This window comes from Aminobacterium sp. EBM-42, assembly GCF_001896635.1.
Classification (GTDB): domain Bacteria; phylum Synergistota; class Synergistia; order Synergistales; family Aminobacteriaceae; genus Aminobacterium; species Aminobacterium colombiense.
In genome coordinates this window covers 1-24,096 of the sequence record NZ_MPPC01000009.1, presented here as the reverse complement: position 1 = coordinate 24,096, position 24,096 = coordinate 1, and the positions used below count along the sequence as shown (strand labels likewise).

24 protein-coding genes and 1 riboswitch are annotated in these 24,096 nt (G+C 46.2%); of the genes, 5 read left to right on the top strand and 19 right to left on the bottom strand.

What is annotated here, in order from left to right; translation table 11 throughout:
- Nucleotides 1-338 (bottom strand): RrF2 family transcriptional regulator (locus BUC50_RS01950; protein WP_286677084.1); only part of this gene is annotated, 338 nt, incomplete at its 3' end.
- A gap of 154 nt (nt 339-492) precedes the next feature.
- On the opposite strand from BUC50_RS01950, the gene BUC50_RS01945 reads away from it, so the two are divergent.
- Nucleotides 493-774 carry a MoaD family protein gene (locus BUC50_RS01945; RefSeq protein WP_013047574.1) on the top strand — a complete coding sequence of 94 codons (282 nt, stop codon included), beginning with the start codon at nt 493-495 and terminating at the stop codon, nt 772-774.
- A gap of 21 nt (nt 775-795) precedes the next feature.
- Nucleotides 796-1,917, top strand: coding sequence for an aminotransferase class I/II-fold pyridoxal phosphate-dependent enzyme (locus BUC50_RS01940; protein ID WP_013047573.1), 1,122 nt, complete (start codon nt 796-798; stop codon nt 1,915-1,917).
- A 94-nt stretch (nt 1,918-2,011) separates the two neighbouring features.
- On the opposite strand, the gene BUC50_RS01935 is transcribed toward BUC50_RS01940, so the two are convergent.
- From BUC50_RS01935 to BUC50_RS01915, 5 genes are all read right to left on the bottom strand, one after another.
- Nucleotides 2,012-2,755 carry an ABC transporter ATP-binding protein gene (locus BUC50_RS01935; protein WP_013047572.1) on the bottom strand — a complete coding sequence of 248 codons (744 nt, stop codon included), beginning with the start codon at nt 2,753-2,755 and terminating at the stop codon, nt 2,012-2,014.
- Nucleotides 2,752-3,525: an ABC transporter ATP-binding protein gene (locus tag BUC50_RS01930; RefSeq protein WP_013047571.1), complete on the bottom strand. Its 774-nt coding sequence runs from the start codon at nt 3,523-3,525 to the stop codon at nt 2,752-2,754. The genes BUC50_RS01935 and BUC50_RS01930 overlap by 4 nt, the downstream gene beginning before the upstream one ends.
- A complete protein-coding gene (locus BUC50_RS01925) occupies nt 3,509-4,375 on the bottom strand; it encodes a branched-chain amino acid ABC transporter permease (protein ID WP_013047570.1) in 867 nt (288 codons plus the stop codon). The genes BUC50_RS01930 and BUC50_RS01925 overlap by 17 nt, the downstream gene beginning before the upstream one ends.
- A 10-nt stretch (nt 4,376-4,385) precedes the next feature.
- The gene (locus tag BUC50_RS01920) at nt 4,386-5,267 is read right to left on the bottom strand and encodes a branched-chain amino acid ABC transporter permease (protein ID WP_041459292.1); all 882 of its coding nucleotides are present in this window, start codon (nt 5,265-5,267) and stop codon (nt 4,386-4,388) included.
- An 80-nt stretch (nt 5,268-5,347) separates the two neighbouring features.
- On the bottom strand, nt 5,348-6,529 hold the full coding sequence (locus BUC50_RS01915; RefSeq protein ID WP_013047568.1) for an ABC transporter substrate-binding protein: 1,182 nt from the start codon (nt 6,527-6,529) through the stop codon (nt 5,348-5,350).
- Between the two features lie 135 nt (nt 6,530-6,664).
- On the opposite strand from BUC50_RS01915, the gene BUC50_RS01910 reads away from it, so the two are divergent.
- Nucleotides 6,665-7,753, top strand: coding sequence for a putative NPN-dependent ornithine cyclodeaminase (locus BUC50_RS01910; RefSeq protein ID WP_013047567.1), 1,089 nt, complete (start codon nt 6,665-6,667; stop codon nt 7,751-7,753).
- A gap of 140 nt (nt 7,754-7,893) precedes the next feature.
- On the opposite strand, the gene BUC50_RS01905 is transcribed toward BUC50_RS01910, so the two are convergent.
- From BUC50_RS01905 to yedE, 6 genes are all read right to left on the bottom strand, one after another.
- Entirely contained in the window at nt 7,894-9,549 is a 1,656-nt protein-coding gene (locus BUC50_RS01905; RefSeq protein WP_013047566.1) for a M20/M25/M40 family metallo-hydrolase, read from the bottom strand.
- Nucleotides 9,546-11,354, bottom strand: coding sequence for a mechanosensitive ion channel domain-containing protein (locus tag BUC50_RS01900; protein ID WP_286677083.1), 1,809 nt, complete (start codon nt 11,352-11,354; stop codon nt 9,546-9,548). Before BUC50_RS01900 ends, BUC50_RS01905 begins: the two co-directional genes overlap by 4 nt.
- A gap of 222 nt (nt 11,355-11,576) precedes the next feature.
- Nucleotides 11,577-11,855: a hypothetical protein gene (locus tag BUC50_RS01895; protein ID WP_286677082.1), complete on the bottom strand. Its 279-nt coding sequence runs from the start codon at nt 11,853-11,855 to the stop codon at nt 11,577-11,579.
- Between the two features lie 86 nt (nt 11,856-11,941).
- The gene (locus tag BUC50_RS01890; protein ID WP_041459291.1) at nt 11,942-13,039 is read right to left on the bottom strand and encodes an NAD(P)H-dependent flavin oxidoreductase; all 1,098 of its coding nucleotides are present in this window, start codon (nt 13,037-13,039) and stop codon (nt 11,942-11,944) included.
- A gap of 154 nt (nt 13,040-13,193) precedes the next feature.
- Complete coding sequence (locus BUC50_RS01885) at nt 13,194-13,412, bottom strand: sulfurtransferase TusA family protein (RefSeq protein ID WP_013047563.1); 219 nt, start codon at nt 13,410-13,412, stop codon at nt 13,194-13,196.
- A gap of 12 nt (nt 13,413-13,424) precedes the next feature.
- On the bottom strand, nt 13,425-14,492 hold the full coding sequence (gene yedE / locus BUC50_RS01880) for a YedE family putative selenium transporter (protein WP_041459416.1): 1,068 nt from the start codon (nt 14,490-14,492) through the stop codon (nt 13,425-13,427).
- Between the two features lie 207 nt (nt 14,493-14,699).
- On the opposite strand from yedE, the gene BUC50_RS01875 reads away from it, so the two are divergent.
- On the top strand, nt 14,700-15,749 hold the full coding sequence (locus BUC50_RS01875; protein WP_013047561.1) for an outer membrane protein assembly factor BamB family protein: 1,050 nt from the start codon (nt 14,700-14,702) through the stop codon (nt 15,747-15,749).
- Nucleotides 15,750-15,803: 54 nt separating this feature from the next.
- On the opposite strand, the gene metK is transcribed toward BUC50_RS01875, so the two are convergent.
- The 7 genes from metK to BUC50_RS01840 form a co-directional block, all read right to left on the bottom strand.
- Complete coding sequence (metK, locus tag BUC50_RS01870) at nt 15,804-17,012, bottom strand: methionine adenosyltransferase (RefSeq protein WP_013047560.1); 1,209 nt, start codon at nt 17,010-17,012, stop codon at nt 15,804-15,806.
- A 91-nt stretch (nt 17,013-17,103) separates the two neighbouring features.
- Nucleotides 17,104-17,210: riboswitch (SAM riboswitch) on the bottom strand.
- 106 nt (nt 17,211-17,316) lie between these two features.
- Nucleotides 17,317-18,306 carry a hydroxymethylglutaryl-CoA lyase-like TIM-barrel protein gene (locus BUC50_RS01865; RefSeq protein WP_013047559.1) on the bottom strand — a complete coding sequence of 330 codons (990 nt, stop codon included), beginning with the start codon at nt 18,304-18,306 and terminating at the stop codon, nt 17,317-17,319.
- Between the two features lie 16 nt (nt 18,307-18,322).
- Nucleotides 18,323-19,828: a tripartite tricarboxylate transporter permease gene (locus BUC50_RS01860; protein WP_211204283.1), complete on the bottom strand. Its 1,506-nt coding sequence runs from the start codon at nt 19,826-19,828 to the stop codon at nt 18,323-18,325.
- A gap of 16 nt (nt 19,829-19,844) precedes the next feature.
- A complete protein-coding gene (locus BUC50_RS01855) occupies nt 19,845-20,279 on the bottom strand; it encodes a tripartite tricarboxylate transporter TctB family protein (RefSeq protein ID WP_041459290.1) in 435 nt (144 codons plus the stop codon).
- A 121-nt stretch (nt 20,280-20,400) separates the two neighbouring features.
- On the bottom strand, nt 20,401-21,369 hold the full coding sequence (locus tag BUC50_RS01850) for a tripartite tricarboxylate transporter substrate binding protein (RefSeq protein WP_273015527.1): 969 nt from the start codon (nt 21,367-21,369) through the stop codon (nt 20,401-20,403).
- Between the two features lie 70 nt (nt 21,370-21,439).
- Nucleotides 21,440-22,639 carry a pyridoxal phosphate-dependent aminotransferase gene (locus BUC50_RS01845; RefSeq protein ID WP_273015526.1) on the bottom strand — a complete coding sequence of 400 codons (1,200 nt, stop codon included), beginning with the start codon at nt 22,637-22,639 and terminating at the stop codon, nt 21,440-21,442.
- Entirely contained in the window at nt 22,636-23,502 is an 867-nt protein-coding gene (locus tag BUC50_RS01840; protein ID WP_213700305.1) for a MurR/RpiR family transcriptional regulator, read from the bottom strand. Before BUC50_RS01840 ends, BUC50_RS01845 begins: the two co-directional genes overlap by 4 nt.
- Nucleotides 23,503-23,710: 208 nt before the next feature.
- On the opposite strand from BUC50_RS01840, the gene BUC50_RS01835 reads away from it, so the two are divergent.
- Nucleotides 23,711-24,096: patatin-like phospholipase family protein (locus tag BUC50_RS01835; protein ID WP_286677081.1), on the top strand; the 386-nt coding region annotated here is incomplete at its 3' end.

Genomic DNA, 24,096 nt, shown 5'->3' with positions numbered 1-24,096 from the left:
CTCAGCCAGAGCTTCCTGGCCGGGCACGCACTCTCTCTCATGCACTCCGGTCCTTCGAGACAATCAGCTATCTGAATGTTTCCCTCCAGAACCTCCACAACCTCAGCAACAGTAATTTCCATGGGAGCCCTGCTGAGGAGGTATCCTCCTTGAGGACCACGAACACTCTCAATAAGCCCATCTCTCCGCAGCTTCAAAAAAAGCTGTTCGAGATAACGCTCTGAAATGTTTTCTTTCGATGCAATATCTGTTATGCTCAGCGGTGTACGGCCATCATACTGACGGGCAAGCTCTAGCAACGCCCTGAGCCCATATCGTGTCTTTGTAGACAGTTTCATTACGTTTCACCTTCTTTTTATAAGCTTGCATTATAAGTATTCATACTATACCCTACTGGATTTGTCAAGAATAAAACAGCTGCTATTTGCATTCTTTCAGGCGAAAAAAGATAATAAGGCTGAAGCAGACAATTAAAAAGGAGGAGGACTGCCCATGAAGCTCCGTGTCCATGCCTTTCTTATTTATGCTACTGGAGAAAAAGAATTTGACATGAAAGCTCCTGCCACCATCAGGCAGCTCTTGGAGGACTTTTCTAACCGTTTCGGAGAACCCTTTGATAAATGGATCTGGTCAAGCAACGAAGTTCCCCACCGTCTTATGGCAGGTACTATTATTATGGTCAATGGCAAACATATAGCCCATCTTAACGGTCTTGATACACCTCTTTGTGACGAAGACGTGGTCAATATTTTTCCACCGGTAGGGGGCGGTTAAAAGAATGAGGAGGAAGACACCATGAAACTGCCAGCTTTTAAAATTGAACGCTATTTCGCCCGCTACGAATTTAAAACCGAGTTTCTACTTTGCCCATCGGATTGCGAGAGCTTTTCTCTCTCCGAACTATTGCAAATGGCCGATACTGAAAGTCTTTCCCTCTGGAAAAACCTCCGGCTCGGATACACGGAATCCTTGGGACACCCTCTACTGAGAGAAGAAATAGCCGCTCTCTATACTGGTCTCTCGAAGGAAGATGTGCTGCTTGCCGTTCCAGAAGAAGGAATATTTTTGGCTTTCAACGGAATACTCGAACCTGGAGATCATGTTATAGCCATCTCTCCAGCCTATCAGTCCCTTTATTCCATCCCGGAAGGGATGGGCTGCGAAGTCTCCTATTGGTCTGTAAAGGAAAAAAATGGGGAGTGGACCCTAGACCTTGATGAACTAGAAGGGATGATCAGACCCGCAACAAAAATGATCGTCGTGAATTTTCCCCACAATCCAACGGGGTATCTGCCAGAGAAAAAAGATTTTCTTAAAATAGTGGATATAGCATCTCGCCACGATCTCTATCTTTTCTCTGATGAAATGTATCGATTCCTTGAGTTTGACGAAATGTCCCGTCTTCCTTCTGCATGCACTGTTTATGAAAAAGCTGTTACACTAGGCGGACTTTCCAAGGCTTTTGGCCTTCCAGGGCTGCGAATGGGATGGCTAGCAGCTCAGGACCGTGAGATCCTCAATATTACAGCCCAGTTGAAAGACTACACCACTATTTGCGGAAGTTCTCCTTCTGAAATTCTTTCTCTCATGAGCCTTCGGGCAAAAGAAAAAATCCTGCAGCGGAACAGGGCTCTTATAGCAAGCAACCTTGAAGAAATTGAAACCCTTTTCCACAAACATGATGACCTTCTCCACTGGGTTCCTCCCAAGGGAGGGTCTATAGCCTTCCCCGCCCTGAAAGGGAACATCCCTATAGAGGCCTTTTGTCAGGAGGCTATAGATCAATACGGAGTATTAATAATACCCGGCACTCTATTCGGATCAAAGGAAAATCGTTTTAGGGTGGGGTTCGGGCGAGCCACCTTTTCAGAAGCCCTCAAACAGTTTGAAGTCTTTCTGAACAATCGCAAAGGGTAATCTGCTTTCAGTAAAAAAATCAGGAGCCTCTCCTCTCTACAAAGATTGGCTCCTGAATCTTATAAATAAAGCCTTCCTGCAAATTCATAGCAAACTACAGAAGGCCCTTTTTTCGTCCCGCTCCTAAATAGGCATTCCTGATATCTGCGCTATTCAGCAAATCTTCTGATGTTCCTGCCATAATAATGCTTCCTGTCTGCAGCACATAGCCTCGGTGGGAAAGCAACAGAGCCTGTCGGGCATTTTGCTCAACCAGTAAAATGGTAACTCCCTCAGAGTTTATCCGGCGGAGCTCCTTAAAAATATCCCTAATGATAATAGGGGCAAGGCCCAGAGAAGGCTCATCTAAAAGCAAAAGGCGGGGGCGGGACATAAGGGCCCGTCCGATGGCCAGCATCTGCTGTTCACCCCCTGAGAGAGTTCCGGCATATTGGTCACGCCGCTCTTCAAGGCGAGGGAAGAGGGAGAAGACCCACTGAAGGTCCTGTTTCACCTTTTCCGGCTCCTTACGGGGAAAAGCCCCCATCATCAAATTTTCGTAGACGGTGAGAGGGGCGAATACCCGCCGCCCCTCCGGGACGAGGGATATGCCCTGTTTCACCACATCATAACTTCGCTGGGCCAAAGGCGCTCCCGAAAAATTAATGAGCCCTTTTTCCCTGCGAACTTCGCTCATAAGTGCGTTCATCAACGTTGATTTTCCCGCGCCATTAGCCCCAATGACACAGACTATTTCGCCTTCTTTAACCTGAAGTGAAATGCCGCGAAGAGCGCGAATGGCACCATAGCTTACTTGAAGGTTCTGCACGTCCAGGAGGATATTTTCTACATCGCTCATTCTTCGTCCTCCTCTCCCAGATAGGCTTTTAATACTTCAGAATTGGCCTGTATCTCCTCAGGGGACCCCTCCGCGATCTTCGCCCCGAAGTTCATGCAGATGATCCGGGGGCAAATTTCCATCACCAGGTCCATATGATGTTCTATCACGAGAATGGCTAGCTGGAATTCCATATGAATAGACTTTATAAGCTCGTTCAACGCCATAACTTCTTCAGGATTCATTCCTGCTGCCGGTTCGTCAAGAAGCAACAAACGGGGATCAAGGGCCAGGGCCCGTGCTATCTCAAGACGGCGCTGATACCCATAGGGCAGGGTCCCTGCAGGTTGAAGGGCCCGATCCGCAAGGCCTACTCGGTTGAGCAATTCCATACTTCGATCCCGTATGGATGTTTCTTTCATCCTCCACTTGCCAAAATGAGTCACAGCCTCTACAAAAGAATAGGCTTCATGCTGTTGTGCTGCTGTCATAACGTTCTCAAGAACTGAAGAACGGGGGAAGAGCCGCAAATTCTGAAAAGTCCGCGCGATCCCTTTTCGAATCACTTCGTAGGTCTTGAGAGGGGTAATATCTTCCCCATCGAAAAGTATCCGGCCCCCATCAGGATCATAGACACCCGTTACCACATTGAAAATTGTTGTTTTCCCCGCGCCGTTTGGGCCGATGAGACCAACAATCTCTTTTTCGTTCAAAGCAAAACTCATACTCTGAACAGCATGGACTCCGCCAAAGAATTTATCCACTCCGTTCAGCTCAAGCAGTGCCGCCATTATCTTTCCTCCTGAAAATCTTGTTCAGTAGCCCCCCGCCATTGAGTCCACCCATAATACCCTCGGGGCGAATCACCATAATGATTACGAGAACGGCCCCGTAAATAAGCATTCGATATTGCGAAATAGGCCTGAAAAGCTCGGTAACCAGAGTTATTACGAGAGTTCCTACCATGGTCCCGGCCATAGATCCAAGGCCTCCAAAAACCACCACGGCCGTTAACTCTGTGGACTTCAGCATATCGAACATAATGGGTTGTATAAAAGAAAGAAAACCGGCAAGAAGAGCTCCGGCCACTCCACAATAAAAAGCGGAGATCATCAGGCTGAGCACCCGCAGCCTGGCTGTATGGAAACCAAGCAATGAGGCCGCCACATAGTCATCGCGACAGGCTTTAAAGGCTCGTCCATACCGGCTATTGATCAGATTGAACATGCAGAGGGCCATGATGACAAAAAAAGTCAGGGCTACCGGCAATGTCGTATAGGGTTCAATGCCGGGATACCCCCGGGCTCCACGAGTTAGCGACTGCCAGTTTTCGAGGATAAGACGAATCGCTTCTCCCAAACCTATGGAAGCAATGGCAAAATAGTCGCCCATAAGCCGAAGGGTCGGAATTCCTATACCATAAGCCACTATAACCGCTACTCCGCCGCCAAGGAGTATAGCCGGCAGCCAGTGTACCCCATAATGCACTGTCAGAATGGCAGAGGTATAGGCGCCAAGAGCCATGTAGGCCGCATGCCCCAGGGAAAAAATGCCAGTAAAACCAGTGAGAAGAGAAACTCCCATAGCAGCAATAGCGTTAATGCACAAAAGCGTTATGATTCCCTCAGTATATCCAGACATGGGGAAACACCTATATCTTTTCGCTCATTTGCTTGCCAAAAAGACCTGAGGGCTTGATAAGCAAAGTGATGACAAGCAATGAGAAAACCACTAGATCCCTCATTTGGCTCGAAATAAAACCAGCAGCCAGCATTTCCGCCAAACCAAGAATCAGGCTCCCCACGACTGCGCCGGGAAGAGACCCTAACCCTCCAATAACTGCGGCGACAAAGGCTTTGATGGTAATGGCCCCTAGCTGGGGATAGAGAGTATACCGAACTGAAAGAAATATTCCCCCAATAGCCGCCAAGGCTCCGGCGGTAAAAAAGACAATAGAAATAAGAAGGTTAACATTTACACCCATAAGGCCAGCCGTACGCAGATCGCAGGCTGCCGCCCGAATAGCAAGCCCCCACTTCGTTCTGGAAAGAAATAACTGAAGACATCCAAGAGCAATAAGGGCTATGAGAAAGGAAAGGAGATCGAAAGCACTCGTGGTAGCAAGACCGAACAATTGAACTGGGTAGGTGGGTATCACCGGGGGGAGGGCTCTGAAACGCCCGCCGGCTACGATAACAAAAATATTTTCAATTACAATACTCATGCCCATAGAAGCAATGAGCAAATAAAGGGTTACATTGGTCCGCTCACGGATGGGCTTATAGGCTATCCTCTCCGTCAAAGCCGCTGCTATGCCAGCTCCCGCAAGAGAAAGCATGCCAGCCAGCCAGATATTGACCCCCATAGATTTCAAGGCCCCATAACAAATGTACCCTCCGATCACAAGAAACCCGCCGTGGGCAAAATTTGAAAAAAGCAATACGGAATAAACAAGAGAGTAACCAACGGCAATGAGGGCATACACAGAACCAAGGGAAAGTCCGTTAATCACTTGCTGCAAAAAAGTGGCCACCTATGATCTCACCTCTTTCCTGAGAATACGAGGCGGAAACAACCCCTCCGCCTCGTATTGCCTGACCTGTGTTTTGTTTTTTAAGGTTTAATCTTCTTGTAGAATTGCCCTCTGCCTTCTTTGGCCACCAATACAACGCCATCTTTATCCTTCGGCGTATTGTTTGCTGGATCTATAGTAATAGTAGCATGGTGAAGGGCAAGATTAGATGTAGCGGCAAGAGCGTCACGGATAGCCTTGGGATCGTCGCTGCCTGCGCGGGCGATAGCGTCCACAAGCCAGTAGACGGAATCATAGCCAAGTACACCGTTTACAAACTCCTTACATTCATCATTCCATTTCTCTTTGTATGCTTTGAAGAAAAGCTGCATGGCTGGGTCTTCCGGTGCTACGTGGTTGATCCAGTAGGAATTTTCCATTGCGTCCCCTGCGATCTCCCACATAAATTCGCCGTATCCGTCACCGCCAACAAAAACAATTTCGTTCATGCCAAGTTCACGTGCCTGTTTCATAATAAGGGCCATTTCCTTTCCCATATTGGGGAGGATCAGCACATCTGCTTTTTTGTCGCGAATTTCCGTAAGCTGAGCCCTGAAGTCCACATCCTGACCTCCTCTAAAGCCGAGGTCTGCCACCACGGTTCCTCCATATCCACCGTAGCTCGCCATGAAGAACTCCCGAAGGCCATGGGAATAATCGTTTCCTACGTCGTAAAGAATCGCCGCGTTCATTCTTCCAAGTTCTTTCGCTGCAAAATACGCAATGAGCTTGCCTTGGTAGGGATCAGTGAAACATATTCTGAAGGAAAAGGGACGAACATTACCTTTTTCATCTACAGTCACCAGGGGGTTGGTAGAAACAGTTCCGATCTGAGCCACGCCATATCTGTTGACCAGCGGAGCCGTAGCAATATTTATTCCGCTGCCGTTCGCACCGACAAGAGCGACAACCTTATCTTCTTCAATCATACGCCGCACTGCGTTCACAGCATCTTCTGCCCGGGTTCTAAAATCGTACACTACGAGTTCTATCTTTCTTCCCAGCACCCCGCCTTTAGCATTGATCTCATCAACAGCCAGCTTTGCGGATTTTTCTTCGGTCTGGCCATAGGCTGCCCAGTCGCCGGTCAATGCCGCCAGGTACCCAATTTTTATAGGTTTTTCTTGCGCTGATATAGGGGTAACACCCACAACTCCAATTAAAAGAGCCACGAATAAAAAACCTATAAGCCCCTTACGCCATATATTGCCTCTTTTCACCACCTACCACCTCCTAAATGATTTATGATATAGGTTATAATCAGTATGTTCATTGTACAGACAAAGCATTAAGTGATGCAATCAGAAATTGTAGCAATTTTGCTTATTTTACATAATCATCTTGAGGAGGAATATGAAATGGCTTTTCAGTTGCCAATATATGTCGAACCAAACTTCGATAAAGAGCCTTTTGTTTCAGCTCCTGATGCGGGAATATGCAAAGTTGAAGCGGAAGGAGTAGCACCACCAGGTTATCATGCCTTATCTATTTATCCTGAATATTTTAAAGTCAACAGCCAATGGTCCCTTGTAAGGGAAAGTCGCATGGACTGTGTTCCTGTCGTGCGAAACGAGGGAATAATCGAAGCTGTCGAGTTTCGTAATCTTCATGTAGGGGACAAAGTCATCGTAGGCCGCTCAGAAGATGGCCGTTACGGAATTTACCTCCATGCAACCCCCTTTGCCATGCCCGAAGAAAGCGGCGACGTCTTTTCTTTCCGCACCGGGCGTTCCCGTGAAACGGCCTATTCCCGGGATTACGACAACCTTTACGAACTCATGCGATACGAGCGTGACCACGGTTATATTATCTGGGTCCTTGGCCCAGCTGTGATATTCGATCACGACTCCAAAAAGGCTCTATCTGAACTTATCGAACACGGATATGCCCATGCGCTACTCTCCGGAAACGCCATGGCAACCCACGATCTGGAAGGAAGCATGAAGAGAACGGCCTTGGGACAAGATATCTATACCCAGGAACAGCGTCCCCTCGGCCATTATCACCATCTTGATCTTATAAACACTGTTTTGCAATACGGTTCCATTGAAAAATTCATAGAAGAGGAAAATATTAATGACGGCGTTATGTATTCAGCCATAAAAAAAGGCATCCCGGTAATCCTTGCCGGATCTATCCGTGACGACGGCCCGCTGCCAACCGTTATTGGCAATGTCTACGACGCTCAGGATGCCATGAGAGCCTGTACAAAAAAAGCTACCACCGTCATAGCCCTGGCTACTCAGCTCCACACTATTGCCACTGGAAATATCACTCCCTGTTATGTCAATAGGGAAGGGCGCATCCGGCCTGTATACTTCTACTCCATTGACGTTTCAGAATTTGCAGTGAACAAACTCCGCGACAGGGGAAGCCTGTCCGTAACACCTATCGTTACCAACGTACAGGATTTTCTGGTTCACCTGCGCAATAATCTCGTTCCCTAAAGTGAGGAACATGCCATGACATGGAAGAAATGGATCGGGCGATGCCCACCCTGACTCTTTCTACATCTTCTCCTGGCCCTTGTGCTGGGAATCATGTACATAATGCGGTTTTTCAAAAGCTAAAGTAAAGAAGAGCGGCCTCAATATAAAAGAGACCTGTAGACCTTTGGAATTCTCTCTATAGCCTTCACAAAAAGGGGTGGAAGCACGTGAAGAGCATAAGAGAGATTAATTCGTTCTGTATACTGATGGACATCTTTTCCAATAGGCCCAAGATTCATCACGGGCACATCCAGAGAAAGCAAATCTTCTGCGGGGAAATGATAATCCGCTCCCCATAGAGGCATATTTGCGGCAACGGCCTCCATATCATGTTCTTCTCCCTGAAACCCCATGTAGCTGAGGTCCATTATCCCTTCAAAGACCTCTTTTATCTCCAGAGGTTCTTCGGTTAAATCTGCGCTCTCCTCCACAATTTCCTGGGCTACCATGCGTATGACCCTATCTCCCCGGCTTGCATCCCTGTTGCACCGGGGAGGATACCACGGCGGGAGAAAACCCGTAATGATAAGGGGACCTCGTCTGTTCGATTCCCGCAAAAGAAGGCGAACTGCTTCTATTCCACGATCATGTATGGTTTTTCCAGAATGGATTCCTGAAAGGATCGGTCCCAGCACATCCTGAGGCAAACAACCCTTTTGCCCGGCCACATCTTGAATAAGCTCTTGAATGGTCAGAACTACACCTTGCTCTTTTTCTTCTTGATCGAAACTGAAAGACAGTTTTTGCCTCTCGCCCTCCCTAAGGGCAAGAGCCCTCGATAAGGCCTCTTCTGCTCTCTTATTCATATACTCGAGAACTTGACCGGGTGTTTTCTGCACTACCAGACTATTAAAGAAGACCACCGCCATCTCCGGTAAAGTAACGGCATACTGTTCTCTGAGATCGGCTAGTTTTAAACACGCCATTGGAGGAAAAACTCTGTCTTTCCACCTGTCCGCGCTTTCAGCATCTCCCTCAACAAGCGTCATAAGGCACGACGCTATTAGAGGCGCGCTGATGCCCTTAAAATATTCCCCCACATGGGCTTCTCTTCCAACACAGAAGAAAAGGGGCATTATTTTTCCGATGGTTCCTAAATAAAGGTAACCCCTCTCCGCTGACTCCCCCACTGAGGGTTCCGTATTGATGCAGACAAGATATTCCAGGTTTTTCTTTTTTTGAAGCCCCCTGAGCCAGGGTACTGCGCTTCGCATTCCGGCAGACATCCCCTCTTCATCGCAAACAGCCAGAAAAAGCAGGTTCGCCTGCATTTTTTCAGGGCTCTCCGAGAATTTCTCCATACAAGCCATTTCCAGGGCCAGGCCATATTTCATATCGGCCATGCCCCGGCCAAAAAGGTACTGTCCGCTTTCGAGGTCTGCGCGAGCATCTTTGGGAAGTGCCTCTTTCTTCAACCGCTCTGTATAGTTTTGGGGCTGAAAGGCCAGGGATTCCAGTGAACCATATCCCTTCGCATCCACCACATCAAAATGTCCAGTGATAATAATTGTCTCCTTGCATGGAGGATCGGCCTCCACAAGGGCAGCTATACAATGTCGTTTGAGCCCATCGTTCTGTACGGGAATTAAAAAAATATTCTCTGGCCGCTCATGAAAATAGGGCAGGTCGCCCAGCCACCGATATATAGAGTAAGCTGCCTCATTTTCCCTTCCGGGAAGCCCCGTTACGCTTGGTATAGAAGCCAGGTCAATACACAAAGAGAAAAGTCTCTCTGGAGAGGGGGGATGGGTCATTCCCTTGACGCCTCCTTGCCTTGTGGGTGGTTGACAATGGCCATATTATGAGAAACATCTTTATCAAAGTGAATATCCAGCTGGGGAAAGGCTATTGTTATATTACGTTCTTCAAAAAGCTCTATAATCTTATACCGAAGATCACTCTGAGCTACAAAACGAGATGCTTTTCTCATATCCACCCAAAAGTAAAGATCGAAATCAAGGGAGCTTGAACCAAAATCATTGAAAATAACGTAGGGTTCAGGCATAGTAAGAATATCTTTGTGGGAGGAAGCCGCTACGAGGAGTAGCCGCTCCACCTCCCTGGCTGGCGAGCCGTAGGCCACCCCCACTTTCACTTTGCCGCGAATGACCTGATCGGTGCGCGTCCAGTTCACAATACGATTCTCGAGAAAATATCGGTTGGGTACAAGAACGTCCACATTATCAAATGTGCGAATTCGGGTGGAACGGGATTCTATCTCCTCAACTGTTCCCACAATGTCTTCGATCTCAACAATATCGTGAACTCTGAAGGGTTTACTGAAAAACAGGATGAGACCGCTTATGAGGTTGCTAAATATATTCTGAGCCCCGATACCAACACCGAGAGCAAGGGCACCACCCAAGAAGGCAAAGGCCGTCAATGGGATGTTGACCATATCGAGAGCCGCAAGAATACATATGAATACAAGGATAGCAAAAAGACCCTTCTGTATAGCCATGGCTGCTGTAGGATCCATTTCAAAGCGACGGAAGAGATACTGCTTGACGCCCTTTGTCGCTTTTCTGCTGGCTATAAATCCAAGGAGTACGATAATAACGGCTAAAATCAACTTCTTAACAGAAACAGAGAACCCGTCACCCGACCAGAGCTGAAAATTTAAAAAGGCTCGCAGCCGCTCAAGGCTGGCCACCGAAACCTTTTCAGTAATGGTTACTGACGATAACAGTGATTCAAGCTCTTCAAGCAATCGGGTGTTAAGCATAGAGATGCTCAGCAGGCTCGTCATATATTGCCCATTGAGTTCTATCTGTTTTTTCAACCCTTCGCTCTCCTGCCGCAGTACGCGATATAGAGGAGAGGACTCGCTTTCCGATGCCATAGAGCTATCGAGGGTCAGCAGCCTTGATTGCAATGAGACCTGCATCTTCTGCAACCCTAGCAGGACGTTGTCGAGATCCTTTTTTCGCATCTCTGTTTCAGTACGTCTTTTTATCAGCTCTGCCGTAAGTAATTTTTTTTCGAGGAGGGAATAGCGTGTTTCCCAAATTTCCCGCGTCTCTTCCGCCCATACCTGTGCCTGTTCCGCCTGGTCCATGGCAGCCTGATAATAGACGTACCACGTTTCTTTTTCGCTTTGCTGGGCACGATATAATGAAAGATTCTCAGCATCCGATGCCGACTCGGCCCTTGCCTGGGCATTCATAAACTCCTCCCTCGCCTTCTCTGATTCTTGGCGAAGGGTCTCTGCCTGTTCCTGAAGCTGCCTTTCTCTCTCCTTGATCAAGGACACCTGACGCTTAAGGTCTGCTTCATCATATTGCAAATGCTGGGCAATCCACTTCATCCCTTCGGTTACATTTTTCCGTTCCATTTCGAGCATATCGAAACGAAGACGGCTTTCTTCCACATTCTTTTCACGAAAGGCAAGGGAAAGACGGTTCTTCTCGGTTTCTAGTTCCACTTCCTGTTGAACCCATTCTGAGAATTTTGAGGGAGTTTGTTCCTCTTTCAGCATGGCTAAATGCTGTTCATTCTGGCGAATTTTTTCTTTAAGGGAAACAATGGCACTCTCAGACAGGCGGATGGCGTAGGTCACTGTATCTATTTCCTGAGATAGAGTCTCAAGACGACCTCGGTAGTTTTCGTAGAAGCTCAGAGAGTAGGGGGGATTGTCTGGAACAAGGGCGGCTATATCCTTTTGACTTTCCGCCTTCTGCTTCTCAAAATCACTCTGCGTTTTTTTTGCCCGTTCAGCAACAGAAAGATACCGCTGATAGAGAGCGATAAGGGATTCAAGCCCTTTCAGTCGACTGTTTATTTACCCTTCTGTTAGCCCCACCTGCTCAGAAGTAAGCAGAGGCTGGGAAGACTGAAGAGTTTCTATGGTTTTCTCTATTTCAACAATACGCTGCTTTATCTTTTCTGGAGTGAAAAAAGACTCCTCCTGAGCAACTCCCTCACCGCTGCTGCTCAAAGGCACTGAGCCTGGCAAGGGCAACACCGCACCACAGCCTGCAGTGGGCAAAGCCATGAATATAGACATTAAAAGCAACAAAATCCACGCCCTTGGCAACCTTGCGGGCCATGTCTTTTTCATCTTCTCATCACTCCCGGATAATAAAAGGCGGGCTTTTCAGCCCGCTCATTATTATCTCATAGTCTTTTTACAGAGAAAAAGAAATTTTACTTATTCTCTTGCGGACCAAATAGTTCTGCAATAATATCCGCTACGTATTCTTTTTTGGTAATTCTCGTTACATTTGTACCGCAGAAGAATAACCCTTCTTCCCAATTACCGAAAAAAGCATCGATAAGGGCCTGTGCGATACAGAAAGTCTTCCGCTCAGTTCGATATCGGCAATGGGTCAGGCAGTTTGCAATGCAGGGCTTGTTTCCAACGGTGCCTTCACGCAAATACTTATCTATAAAGGGAGACCGCAGGGCACGACCTGGAAGGCCGGCCGGGCTCTGGATGATCACCACATCTTCTTCTGTTGCATCAATATAGGCCTGCTTGAAACGATCTGATGCGTCTCCCTCATAGGTGCAGGCAAAACGGGTTCCCATCTGCACGCCACTGGCTCCAAGGTCAAAAGCATGCTCAATATCTTCGCGAGTCCATATTCCTCCCGCTGCAATAACTGGGGTCGGGGTTTTTAGCTCTTTCTCCACATACTCAACAACCTCTGGTACAACTTTCTCAAGAGAGAACTCTTCATTTTCAACCTGCTCCATCTTTGTTACGCCAAGATGGCCGCCGGCATACAGCGGTGTTTCAACCACAAACCCATCAGGCAAGCGATTGTAGAGCCTTTCCCATCGCCGGGCGATGAGGCTGGCTGCTTTCGCAGAACTTACGATAGGAACAAGAGCCACTTCTGGAAAATCTTTCGTATAGTCGGGAAGCTTGATAGGCAATCCGGCTCCGGAAATAATGATATTCACCCCGCCCTCACAGGCTGAGCGCACGTGAAGTTCATAATCGGTCAGGGCAACCATACAGTTTACAGCGAGAACTCCTTTTTCGCCGGCAATCTCACGAGCCTTGATCAAACCTTCTCGTACGGCTCTCTGATTCGCCTCAAAATAGTTGCGCCCCGTGTAGTAAGGCTGATTACAGGCCAGCCCTACACTGGCTATGGTGCCGACCCCTCCATGTAGCGCCACATTTCCAGCCAGATTAGGACCGGATATGCCAACGCCCATACCCCCCTGGATCAGGGGATAACGCGGTTGATATTTCCCTATTTTTAAAACTGGAATGGAACGGCTCAACAACATCTCTCCTCTTTATATACATTGATCTTGTCTCATTTTAAAACAAGCTTGTTTATTCTATCTCAAAAAGGAGATAACCTTCAAGAAAATAAATCAAAAAGGCTGCCAAAAGAAGAAAATTCTTCTGACAGCCTTCATATTCGACACAACAGTTTCGCTATTTTGTTAAAACAACCTTATATCCACCCTCATACTGCTCAATTGCCACATCCCATTTTTGGCTCCGTGCGAAACGGGCAACATTTTCTCGAGATGTTACTGTATCAACAAGAATTTCAACTTGCCCTCCAGAAAGATCTTTAAGGGCTTTTCGGGTTTCCAGCACAGGTTGAGGACAAGAAAGGCCTCGTGCATCCACAATAATTGACTCACTCATTATCCATGCCTCCTAATTAAGACGCTGCCTCATGATCAAGCCAACGGCCAAACAAAAAACCAGACCCACTATTGTTGCTGAAGGGCCAAAGGCAGCTGGGCCTGCTCCAGAACTCGCCAAACTGAAATTATGGCTCACAGCCGCTCCCACAAGCATGCCAAACACAAAGACTGCCGCATCGCCGTCACCTTCGCCGCTCATAATCAACTGACGGCCAGGACAACCGCCAGCTAAAGTAAAGGCCAATCCTGAAAGCACCATCCCCATGAAATTCCAGAGAGTATTGGTATGGGCTATAGGCTGACCTTCAAAGCCAGGATGAAACTTGCCAATAACAATATTCGTTGCAAAAGCTATAACAATAAAGGCTAAAACGCCATTGAAAAGGTGAGAATCCCGCACCATGACAAGGTCACGGATAGCTCCTACGGTGCAAAAACGGCTTCTCTGAGCCATCCAGCCCACAAGCAGGCCAACGATGAGGGAAATGATTATGGGAGCGTGAGCGGAGCCAGGACCGCTCTCTGAGAAAAAGATGGGACCAGTCCCATCTTTGCCAAAGGCAGGAGCCATGATCACAAGAACAAGCAGCGCAATAGCAGCTACTGGCATAAAGTAACCAGTCCCCTTGGGAGCTTCATAAGAACGTCCCAGGCTGAATCCCTTCCACAGAAAAACAATTCCAATGCCTATACCCGCAACCAATCCCGCAATACCTGCAATAGCATTCCAGTCTCCGCCGGCAAGACGAAGATAGGCACGCCAGGGGCAACCAAGGAAGACAAGGGCCCCGATCATGGCGAACATTCCTAAAAAGAATCGAATGACAGGAGCTGAACCACTTCGGGGAACATACTCACGATACACAAGAGCAGAAACAAACGAACCAAGAATAAAACCAGCTATTTCAGGGCGAAGATATTGAACAACCGCAGCCCTGTGCAAACCGAGAGCTCCGGCAATATCTCTGGTGAAACAAGCGACGCAGATTCCCATGTTTCCCGGATTCCCCCACCGAACGAGTAGAGCAGCCAGAAGACCTACCACTCCACCTGTAATAATGGGGCCCAGACGTGACATGAGAAGGGAATTAAAACCTTTCAACACAAACACCTCACTTAAATAGAATAAGCCTATTATACTTAGTAATAATAATTATTACCATTGTTTTGACCTTCATGCAACAACAAAATAAAGATTGGCTAAAATACCATGTTTCTTTTCTCGTTGACTGAGATAGAATAGAAAAGGACATATTGACAAAATTTTAGAAAGGAGTGCTGAGTAATGAGAAAAAACCACATACTTATGCTTGCCATATTTTTTCTGCTTGTCTTCACCCTTCCAGGTCTAGCAGCAGAGAAAGAGCCGCTTTGGCAATTTGAAGCAGGGATGCCCCTTACCGGAACTCCAACCTATGATAAAGGTGTTGTATATATAGGAGATCAGGGGGGAGCAGTCTACGCTCTTAATGCCGAAACAGGCGAACTGATATGGCAGTATGATGCTGGAACTTCCATTAATGGCGCCGCCGCTATGAATGAAAAAACTATTTTTGTAGGGGGAACAGATGGACGTGTCTTTGCCATTGAAAGATCTTCAGGCAATTTGCTCTGGCAAACTCTTCTCGGCCTGGACCTGGCTCCCGGCGCTATATGGGGCTCTCCCATATATGGAGCAGAACGTCTTTTTGCTGGCAGCGCAGACGGCAGAATCTATGCTTTTGACCCAGAAACAGGAGTGGTTCTCTGGACTTTCGACACTGGGCGGGAGCTTCGCTCTACCCCTCTCTATCATGAGGGGCTGATCTTTGTAGGAGATCATATAGGCCGTTTTCACGCCCTGGATCCCAAAACGGGCAATAGACAGTGGGGTGGCGGTTCTGGCGGTCCCATCGATACGGCTACAACCACATGGAAGGGATTCATCTATTTTGGAAGCTGGGACGGATTGCTCTCCTGTGTAAAGATAAAAGGCATTATCCCCCAATGGAAATATAACGCCAAGTCGGCTATTACCACTTCCGCAACTCCAGAAGATGGCCGGCTGTTCTTTGGCACACAGAAAGGAATTCTCCACGCTGTGGACGCTATTACCGGCCAGATGCTCTGGACCTATGAAACCGAAGGAGCCATGCAAGCGACCCCTATAGCCTTCAATAACATTGTCTATATAGGAACAGCTACCGGCAAAGTAGCGGCCATCTCTGCAATAGACGGAAATATGATCTGGGAATATCAGACAGACAGAGAGATCCTGGCATCTCCAGCCCTGGGAGACGGCAGAGTGTTCCTTGGCAGCATGGATGGGAAAGTTTACGCTTTTTCCACAGAATAAAAACAAAAAATTAAGGGCCGGTACAAAGCCGGCCCTTTTTCTTTATCTTGTTATTTACAGCCTTTTAGCGTCTCTTGCCAAGGCATCCGCACGGTCCGTTCTCTCCCATTGAGGAAGGGGGTCAAGGTCAATACGCCCCATGTGCCCATAGGCAGCGAGACGGCGATACTGTGGTTTCCTCAAATCGAGGTCTCGAATGATAGCAGCAGGCCTGAAATCGAAATGCCGTTCAATAAGATCTGTAAGGGCCTCGTCTGAAATCTTGCCGGTTCCAAAGGTATCCACCATAAGAGAAACAGGTTCGGCCACTCCAATAGCATAGGCGATCTGGATCATACATTTTTCGGCTAACCCTGCAGCGACTATATTCTTAGCCGCGTAACGGGTCATATATGCACCGGAGCGGTCTACTTTAGTGGGGTCTTTGCCTGAAAAAGCACCCCCGCCGTGAGACACCCAGCCACCGTATGTATCAACAATAATCTTTCGGCCGGTGAGCCCTGTGTCAGCCATAGGGCCTCCCTTGACAAACCGTCCCGTAGGGTTGACAAGAATTGTCGTATCAGGCCTCAAAAGGTGTTCTGGCACCACGGGCTTTATAACGTGCTCTATGATATCACCACGAATCTGAGCTTCTGTCGCTCCTGGATGATGCTGAGCAGACACAACAAGGTTTTCTGCCCTAATTGCCTGACCGTCTACATACTCAAGAGACACCTGGGTCTTTCCATCGGGGCGAAGATAGGGAATGGTCCCATTTTTACGAACCAGGGCCAAACGCCGTGCCAACCGGTGGGCCAATGCGATAGGCATAGGCAAATATTCCTCAGTTTCGGTACAAGCATACCCAATCATCATGCCTTGGTCACCCGCACCGACCTTAGCCACTTCAGCCTCTCCCATTTCTGTATGGGATCGAACTTCAAGGGCCGTATCAACACCCTGGGCAATATCAGAAGACTGTTCATCTATGGCTGTAAGAACCGCACACGTATCACCGTCGAAACCATATTTCGCTCTGGTGTACCCTATCTCTTTTACAATATCTCTCGCCAATTTGGGAATATCCACGTATGTGGATGTACTAATCTCTCCCGCCACCATAACCATGCCTGTGGTCACAAGAGTTTCACACGCCACTCGCCCCATGGGGTCATCTGCCAGAATCGCATCGAGAACTCCATCAGAGATCTGGTCTGCAATTTTGTCAGGGTGTCCTTCTGTTACAGATTCAGACGTAATCAAAAACTTTCTGTCTGCCATTTAGCAACCTCCAATTCAACAGATATAGATAAAAAAAGAACCCTTTCCAAGAGGAAGGGCTCTTTTCACACGCAAAAAGTCACACATTCCTCTCTTATCATCCAGCCATAAGGCTGCAGGTATTGGCACCATGCCTTGCTGCTATTGGCAGGTTGCCGGGCTTCATCGGGCCAGTCCCTCCACCTCTCAGGATAAGAGATACATTTGTAAAGTTTCAAAACACCAGCTTTAGAATTATAGAGGAAATTCAAAAAGTGTCAACTGGCGGATCAAAATCTGTTGTAGACGGCCAAGCCATCTTAACTTATAACCTCTTTGCAAATTCTTCAATAAGCTCCTTGGTAGGAGCTTTCATATTCTGAGCAGAAACATTTATTATAAGCTTATAAAGATCAACGGAACTCGCTTCTGCTACTCCCTTAAACAAGGGAAGAAAACTTGAGTGACATCCAGAAAGACCAAGTATCAATTGCTCCGGTGGATTAGGATTGTGATAGCAATGTTGGAGATCTTGCGCAAGGTCTTTATCTATAAAGGACAAAAGCGAAAAGAGATCATATTCCACACTCTCTCCAGAACGAAGCAGGGCAGCAATAAAAACCTCTGTCGGAATATTCCCTACGCTGCGGGCCATCCCCATTACTCCACAATCAATAGAAGTAGCACCGGCCTGTAATGCCGCAAGTCCATTTGCTACCGCAAGTCCCAGATTATTATGGCCATGAAATCCAATGGGAATTGAAACTTTCTTTATCATAGCCTCAACATACTTTTTAACTTCATCAGGAAGCATATAGCCGGCAGAATCCATTATAGTTACAGCCTGAGCACCATATCTTTCAAGAGAACGTGCTTCCTCAGCCAGTTCATCTGGAGGGAGAATGTAGCCTTTCATAAGGCTTGTACGTACTTTTATTCCACACCCTCTTATTTCTTTAATTAAATCCTTAGCTTTTGCAGAATCCCCAGCATTTATACCTACGCGAAGAAATCCCAACCCTTTCTGAGCAGCTAGTTTAATCTCACTTATAGTGGCATGTTTCGGTTGGCAAAACATTCCCACCTCTGCCTGTGAAAAATAAGGCGAGCCAATCTCCAGATACTCCTCATCAGACAAAGGCGCATTTTTTACACCGGCTTTGTTCCCTCCTAATCCACTAGGATGCCCGTATTCTATAACTTTTATATTGCTATCAATGAGACCTTTCATTATTTTTTCAGTAAGCTCTTTTGGGAAGCCTGCGCCTACTACGTTGCCGCCATCCCGTAGAGTACAGTCAAGCAGTTCCACCATATAAATACACCACCCCTTATTTTTCGCTCGCTAATTGCCTTTCCCTTCTTAATTCCCTCACCAACGGAAAAACAACCGAAATAATTATCAAAACTATAATGAAAAGGCTGATCGGCCTGAAGAGAACAGGGACAAGACTCCCTTGAAAGAGAGTAAGAGTTCGTCTAAACTCCGCTTCCACCATAGGGCCAAGGATAAGGGCAAGAACTATGGGAGTGGGTGAAAACTCAAACCTCTCCATAAAATATCCAAGAATACCGAATCCAAAAAGCAGCCAGACATCGAGAAAATTGTTTCTGATCGAATACGCCCCTATAATGCTTAGAACACAAATTATTGGGGCAAGCACTTTCGTAGGGGTTTTGACAATCTTCACAAACTGCTTGGCAAAAGCAAGTCCTATAATTGCAAACATTATGTTTGCAACAAAGAGAGAGAGCAGAAGGGTATACGTTATCTCTCCATATTTTGTGAAAAGATTCGGACCTGGTATCAATCCCTGGATAGTAAGGCCTCCTATAAAAACTGCCGTTACCGCATTGCCAGGGATACCTAATGTAAGAGCTGGGACAAGAGATCCTCCCGTTACTGCATTATTAGCAGCTTCCGGGGCTGCAACTCCCTCGATATTTCCCTTTCCAAATGACTCCGGGTTTTTAGAAGCTCTTTTAGCCTCATTATAGCTAAGAAAGGCCGCTATACCTGTTCCCGCTCCAGGCATTATTCCTACTATCACTCCAATGATAGAAGATCGCAACATGGTTTTCCAAGTGCGCTTCATGTCTTCTTTCTCTGGAAGGATGCGATCTGTAAATTTTAGATTCTCTGGATTGTCAATTATTGAAGTTTTATCGCTCACAGAAATCTTTATCGCCTGAGAAAGAGAAAAAAGACCAATAAGGGCAGGCAGAATAGGAATACCGTCGAGCAAAGAATCATTATTAAAAATAAAACGGGGGAACCCTGTAAAATTATCCATACCAGTTGTTGCAATCAACAAACCAAAAGCTCCTGTCATCAGCCCTTTCAGGTAACTCCCTGAAGAAACGCTAATAATCACTGACAAGCCAAACAAGCCTACGAGGAAATATTCTGAGGGCCCAAATTTCAAAGCCATTTTCGCAAGGAAAGGGGCAATACAAAGAAGAGCCATAGCGCTAATAATACCGCCCACTAAAGAAGATATGGTCGAAATACCAATTGCCTTTCCTGCCAGCCCTTGCTGTGTCAATGGGAAACCGTCAAAGGTAGTTGCAATAGATGCATCAGTACCAGGCGTGCGAATAAGTATAGCTGTCAAAGAGCCGCCATAAACAGAGCTGCAATAGACTGCCCCAAGAAGCATCAATCCCATTTTGGGATCCATGCCAAAGGTTAGTGGGATAGCCAGAGCGACTCCCATTGTTGATGACAGGCCTGGAAGCGATCCGACAATAAGACCAGCTATTGTCCCTACAAATAGGATAAAAATGGCTTCTGGTTCAAAAATATTTCCCAAAGCTGGGAGAAGATATTCCATCATTGTCATTCAACCTTCCTTAAAAAAAGATTCCTTTGGGTATAGGAATGTTGAGCAAAGTTTCAAAAAATAAATAGATAACCGTAGTCGTCACCAATGAGACAAGAGTGGTAACTACCCATGAGGCAGCGCGCATCAAAAACATGAACGAAAGCAAAAAAAGGATCGTCGAGGAAAAGAACCCAAGTATTTGTATAGATGCTATATAAGCAAAAATAATGCTTCCTACCAAAAAAACCCTTGAAAGCGGTTCTTCTGTCCGCACAACATTCTCTTCAGAAGAGTTTTCTTTTCTGATCGTTCGTAATCCCAGAAGAAAAGATAGGATAATTAATGCGACACTGTAAATGATTGGCATCATTTTTGTTTGAGCAGGATAGCTTAAAGCTCTTGCCAAGGCAGCGATTCCAACAAAAAACATCAAGAAAGAGACTCCAAAATCAGCTTTTTTCAATCCCTGACTCTCCCTTCTTACCAGAGATAGAAACCGAGGGAGTTGACCCCGGAGGAACTACTCCCTCGTTGTGTTTCTTGAAATTCTATTCTGACATCATGGAATAAACATGAATTTATTCCTACTTTTTAATCCAAGGGGATGTTTTCCAAAGATCGGACCAGAGCTTATCTTGCTCTATCAACAGCGTCGTAAACTCTTCCCCAGGAATGAAATCGATGGGCATATTTAAGTTTTTAAGTTCGCTCTGATATTCTGGCGTAGCCACTATTTTTTTCATTGCTTTTACCAGAATATCAAGTGCTTCTGCAGGAATATCTTTGGGTGCAGCAAAACCCCGAGACGCTGTCCCTTGCATTACGGTGGGGTATCCAAGTTCTGAGAAGGTAGGAACATCTGGCAATTCTGCAGAACGCTTCGTATCCTGGACTGCTAAGGCGTGTAGCTGTCCTGCCTTTACCATTTCAGCCACTTCTGAAACATTCACAGCAATAACATCGATATGGCCGCCAAGAAGAGCCGCTTTGGCAGGAGCATCCCCTTCGTAAAGAACAGGATTAAGTTCTACTCCAGCCTGTTTCATGAACTCTGCAACTCCAAGATGATCCCCTGCGCCAAAGCCTTCGTGGGAAATGGATAACTTTCCTGGGTTAGCTTTTGCTTCTTTTACAAGATCTTCTAACGTCTTAATCGGGCTATCTGGACTCACGCAGAAAATGCCGGGGTCAGTTACAACATTAGCAATGCCAACAAAATCGGTAATTCTATAACGCACTACATCAGGTTGAACAATAGGATTTACGATAACCCCGCTAAGATTGATCAGCCCTATTGTGTAGCCATCAGGATTAGCTTTTGCAATGGAAGTAAATCCTACACTTCCACCAGCACCTGGTTTATTGACGACTACAAAAGGCTGCTTGAGTTCAGCCTCAAGATACTTGGCTGTAATCCGTGCAAGAATATCCGTACTTCCGCCAGCCGCATATGCAACTATCATGTTGACTGGTTTCGTGGGATATGCAGCAAAGGCCGTTCCAGAAAAAACGACCAGGAATATCAGAACAACGGCAACAAGAATCTTCTTCATAAAGACCACTCTCCTTTTGAAAGCAACTTCTTGACCAGGATACATACTGGAGACGTTCATTCTGCGCATATTAATTCACTGCATGGATTTCTTCCAAATATTCGATGAAACGCTTCACCCCCTCACAAATATCTTCTTTTGAACAGGAATAAGAAATACGTACAAAACCAGGAGACAAAAATGCGGTTCCTGGTACCATAGCTACATTTTTACGTTCTAGAAGTCCTTCACAAAAAGCAACGTCATTTTCTAAATAAATACCATTCTCTCTTTTCAGACATGAAGAAATATCTACAAAAACATAAAAGGCTCCCTGAGGTTTCACAAAATTGATGTATTCAATCTGTGATAGCAAATCTACAATAAGATTTCTTCGTTCAAAAAAACCTTTACGCATGGTTTCGCAGTATTCTTGCGACTTAACCAGCGCCCCTACAGAGGCCCATTGGGAAATGGTGCTCGTTCCCGAAGTAAGATGACCCTGAAAGTCTGAGATCGCTTTTATGAGCTTTCCAGGACCAAGGGCATAGCCTATCCTCCATCCCGTCATTGCAAAGGCCTTGCTAACGCCATTGACATTCAGCACCCAATTTCTTGCTTCAGGGCAAACCTTCAATATCTGGGGGCATTCTTCTTGATCGAAGACAAGCCGCTCATAGATCTCATCATTAATAATCATGATGCCCTTTTTACAAGCTAGTTCAGCCAACCCTCTCAAACACTCTTCTGGGTAGATAGCCCCTGTTGGATTGTTAGGGGAATTTATGATCATTGCCACCGTCCTGGGGGTTATAGCCTTTTCTGTCCTCTCAATATCTGGAATGAAATTCGTATCTGACGTTTCCACTTCCACCGGGACACCTTCAAAAAGCCTGATTTGCTCTACATAGCTCACCCATGCCGGCGGAAAAACTATTACTTCATCACCTGGGTTGACAAGAGCACCCAGCGCTTCATAAATTAACTGCTTAGCACCGGTTCCTACAACAATTTCACGCGATGGATCATAGATCAGCCCCATATGATCGCGATAATACTCCCCTACTGCTTCGCGAAGAGAGGCTATTCCACTTGTCGGAGGATAATGTGTTTGTCCTTCATCCATAGCCTTCCGCGCAGCTATCACTGCTTCTGACGGTGAATCGTAATCGGGTTCTCCGGTTGTAAAAGAAATTACCTTAAATCCCTGGCTTCTTTTTTCACGGGCTTTTGCTGCCATTAAAGATGTAGCTGAAGGTTTCATACGGGCAATTCTGTTACTTATTCTCATAATCTTTCCCCCATACTTTCTCCAGAGTTTTCTTGATAGAATGCGTTCCAATTCAATGCTATTTCGCTGAATTTCCCCACCCGCTCACGCGCGTGCTCCCAATCTTCCATAGCAACAGATGTTGCAAGAGCATTAAGAACAGCCATAACCGCGACATTCGAGTTGAAAAAACTCATGCTTTCATATTCAACTTGCAATACAATATCCGCCAATATTCCCGTAGGAGAAATCTCGCTATCTGTTATCGCTATGATTTTGCAACCGGTTTTTTCAGCTTCTTGTGCCGCATGAACTGTAAAACGACTGTAACGTGGCAAACATATAGGAAGGAGAACGTCCTTTGAGGATATTCTGGAAAAACAGTCAAAATACTCCGTTGTTTCATGAGAAATCAACGTCACACGATCTCGAATCTGTTTCATAACACCGCTAAAATACATTGCTGAAGGGTACTGAGTCCCCAAGCCAACAACAAATACCTCATTTGCCTTCGATAGCAAAGTTACGGCATCGTTAAACAAAGTGTCGGGAATTCTTGAGAGAGTTTTTTTAACATTTTCAATATCGTTGCGCACGGAATCGCGAAATGTGAAATTACCGTCTTTGGTGACAGCTCTTTCCATACGTTCAGTAGGGAGTATTCTCCGCCGTAAATGTTGCTGGATCTCCTTTTGCATCTCAGGAAATCCAGAATATCCCATATCCACTGCCGCACGAGAAATAGAGGATGTGCTTATGCCTATTTTTTCTGCGAGATCGCCAATTGCGAGAAAAGCAGCAACATCTGGATAATCAAGGATAAATCGAATCAACTTTTCTTGAGTTCCCTTACTTTTGGGATAGGCCATTTTAATACGTTTCATGTTCCCTCCCACCTCTCTTTGAAAATATATTACCATATTTCTATTGGAATATAAAAATAAATTTTTATCTTTTTGAAAAGGCTGACCATTAGGATCATTTTTTATGTTGACTTTTGCTTTCATTAAGAGGGTTACTAACGCAATCATTTTCTAGGATTCACTAAGGTATACTTATATGTGAAAAAGACCAACAACATGGAGAAAAAACATGAGAATATTCAGGAGAAAGAAAAAAATAGGACTAGCCCTTGGGGGAGGCGCTGTTCTTGGCGCTGCTCATATCGGGGTATTAAAAGCAATCGAAGAGTTTAACATCCCCATCAGCTATATCGCTGGAACAAGCATTGGAGCGATCATCTCTGCCTTTTACGCCTTTGGCAAAAACTGGGAAGAAATGGCAATTCTTCTGAAAGGGTTGAACTGGCTGGACATTTCAAGAATCTCTCTATCGCAATTCGGGCTGCTCTCAAATAAAAAACTCGGCAAACTCATAACAGACAATCTCGGAGATGTTTCCTTTGACGAAGCCTGTATCCCCCTCGCGATGATAGCAACGGATATTACAAGCGGTGAAAAAGTGGTGCTTAAAAGTGG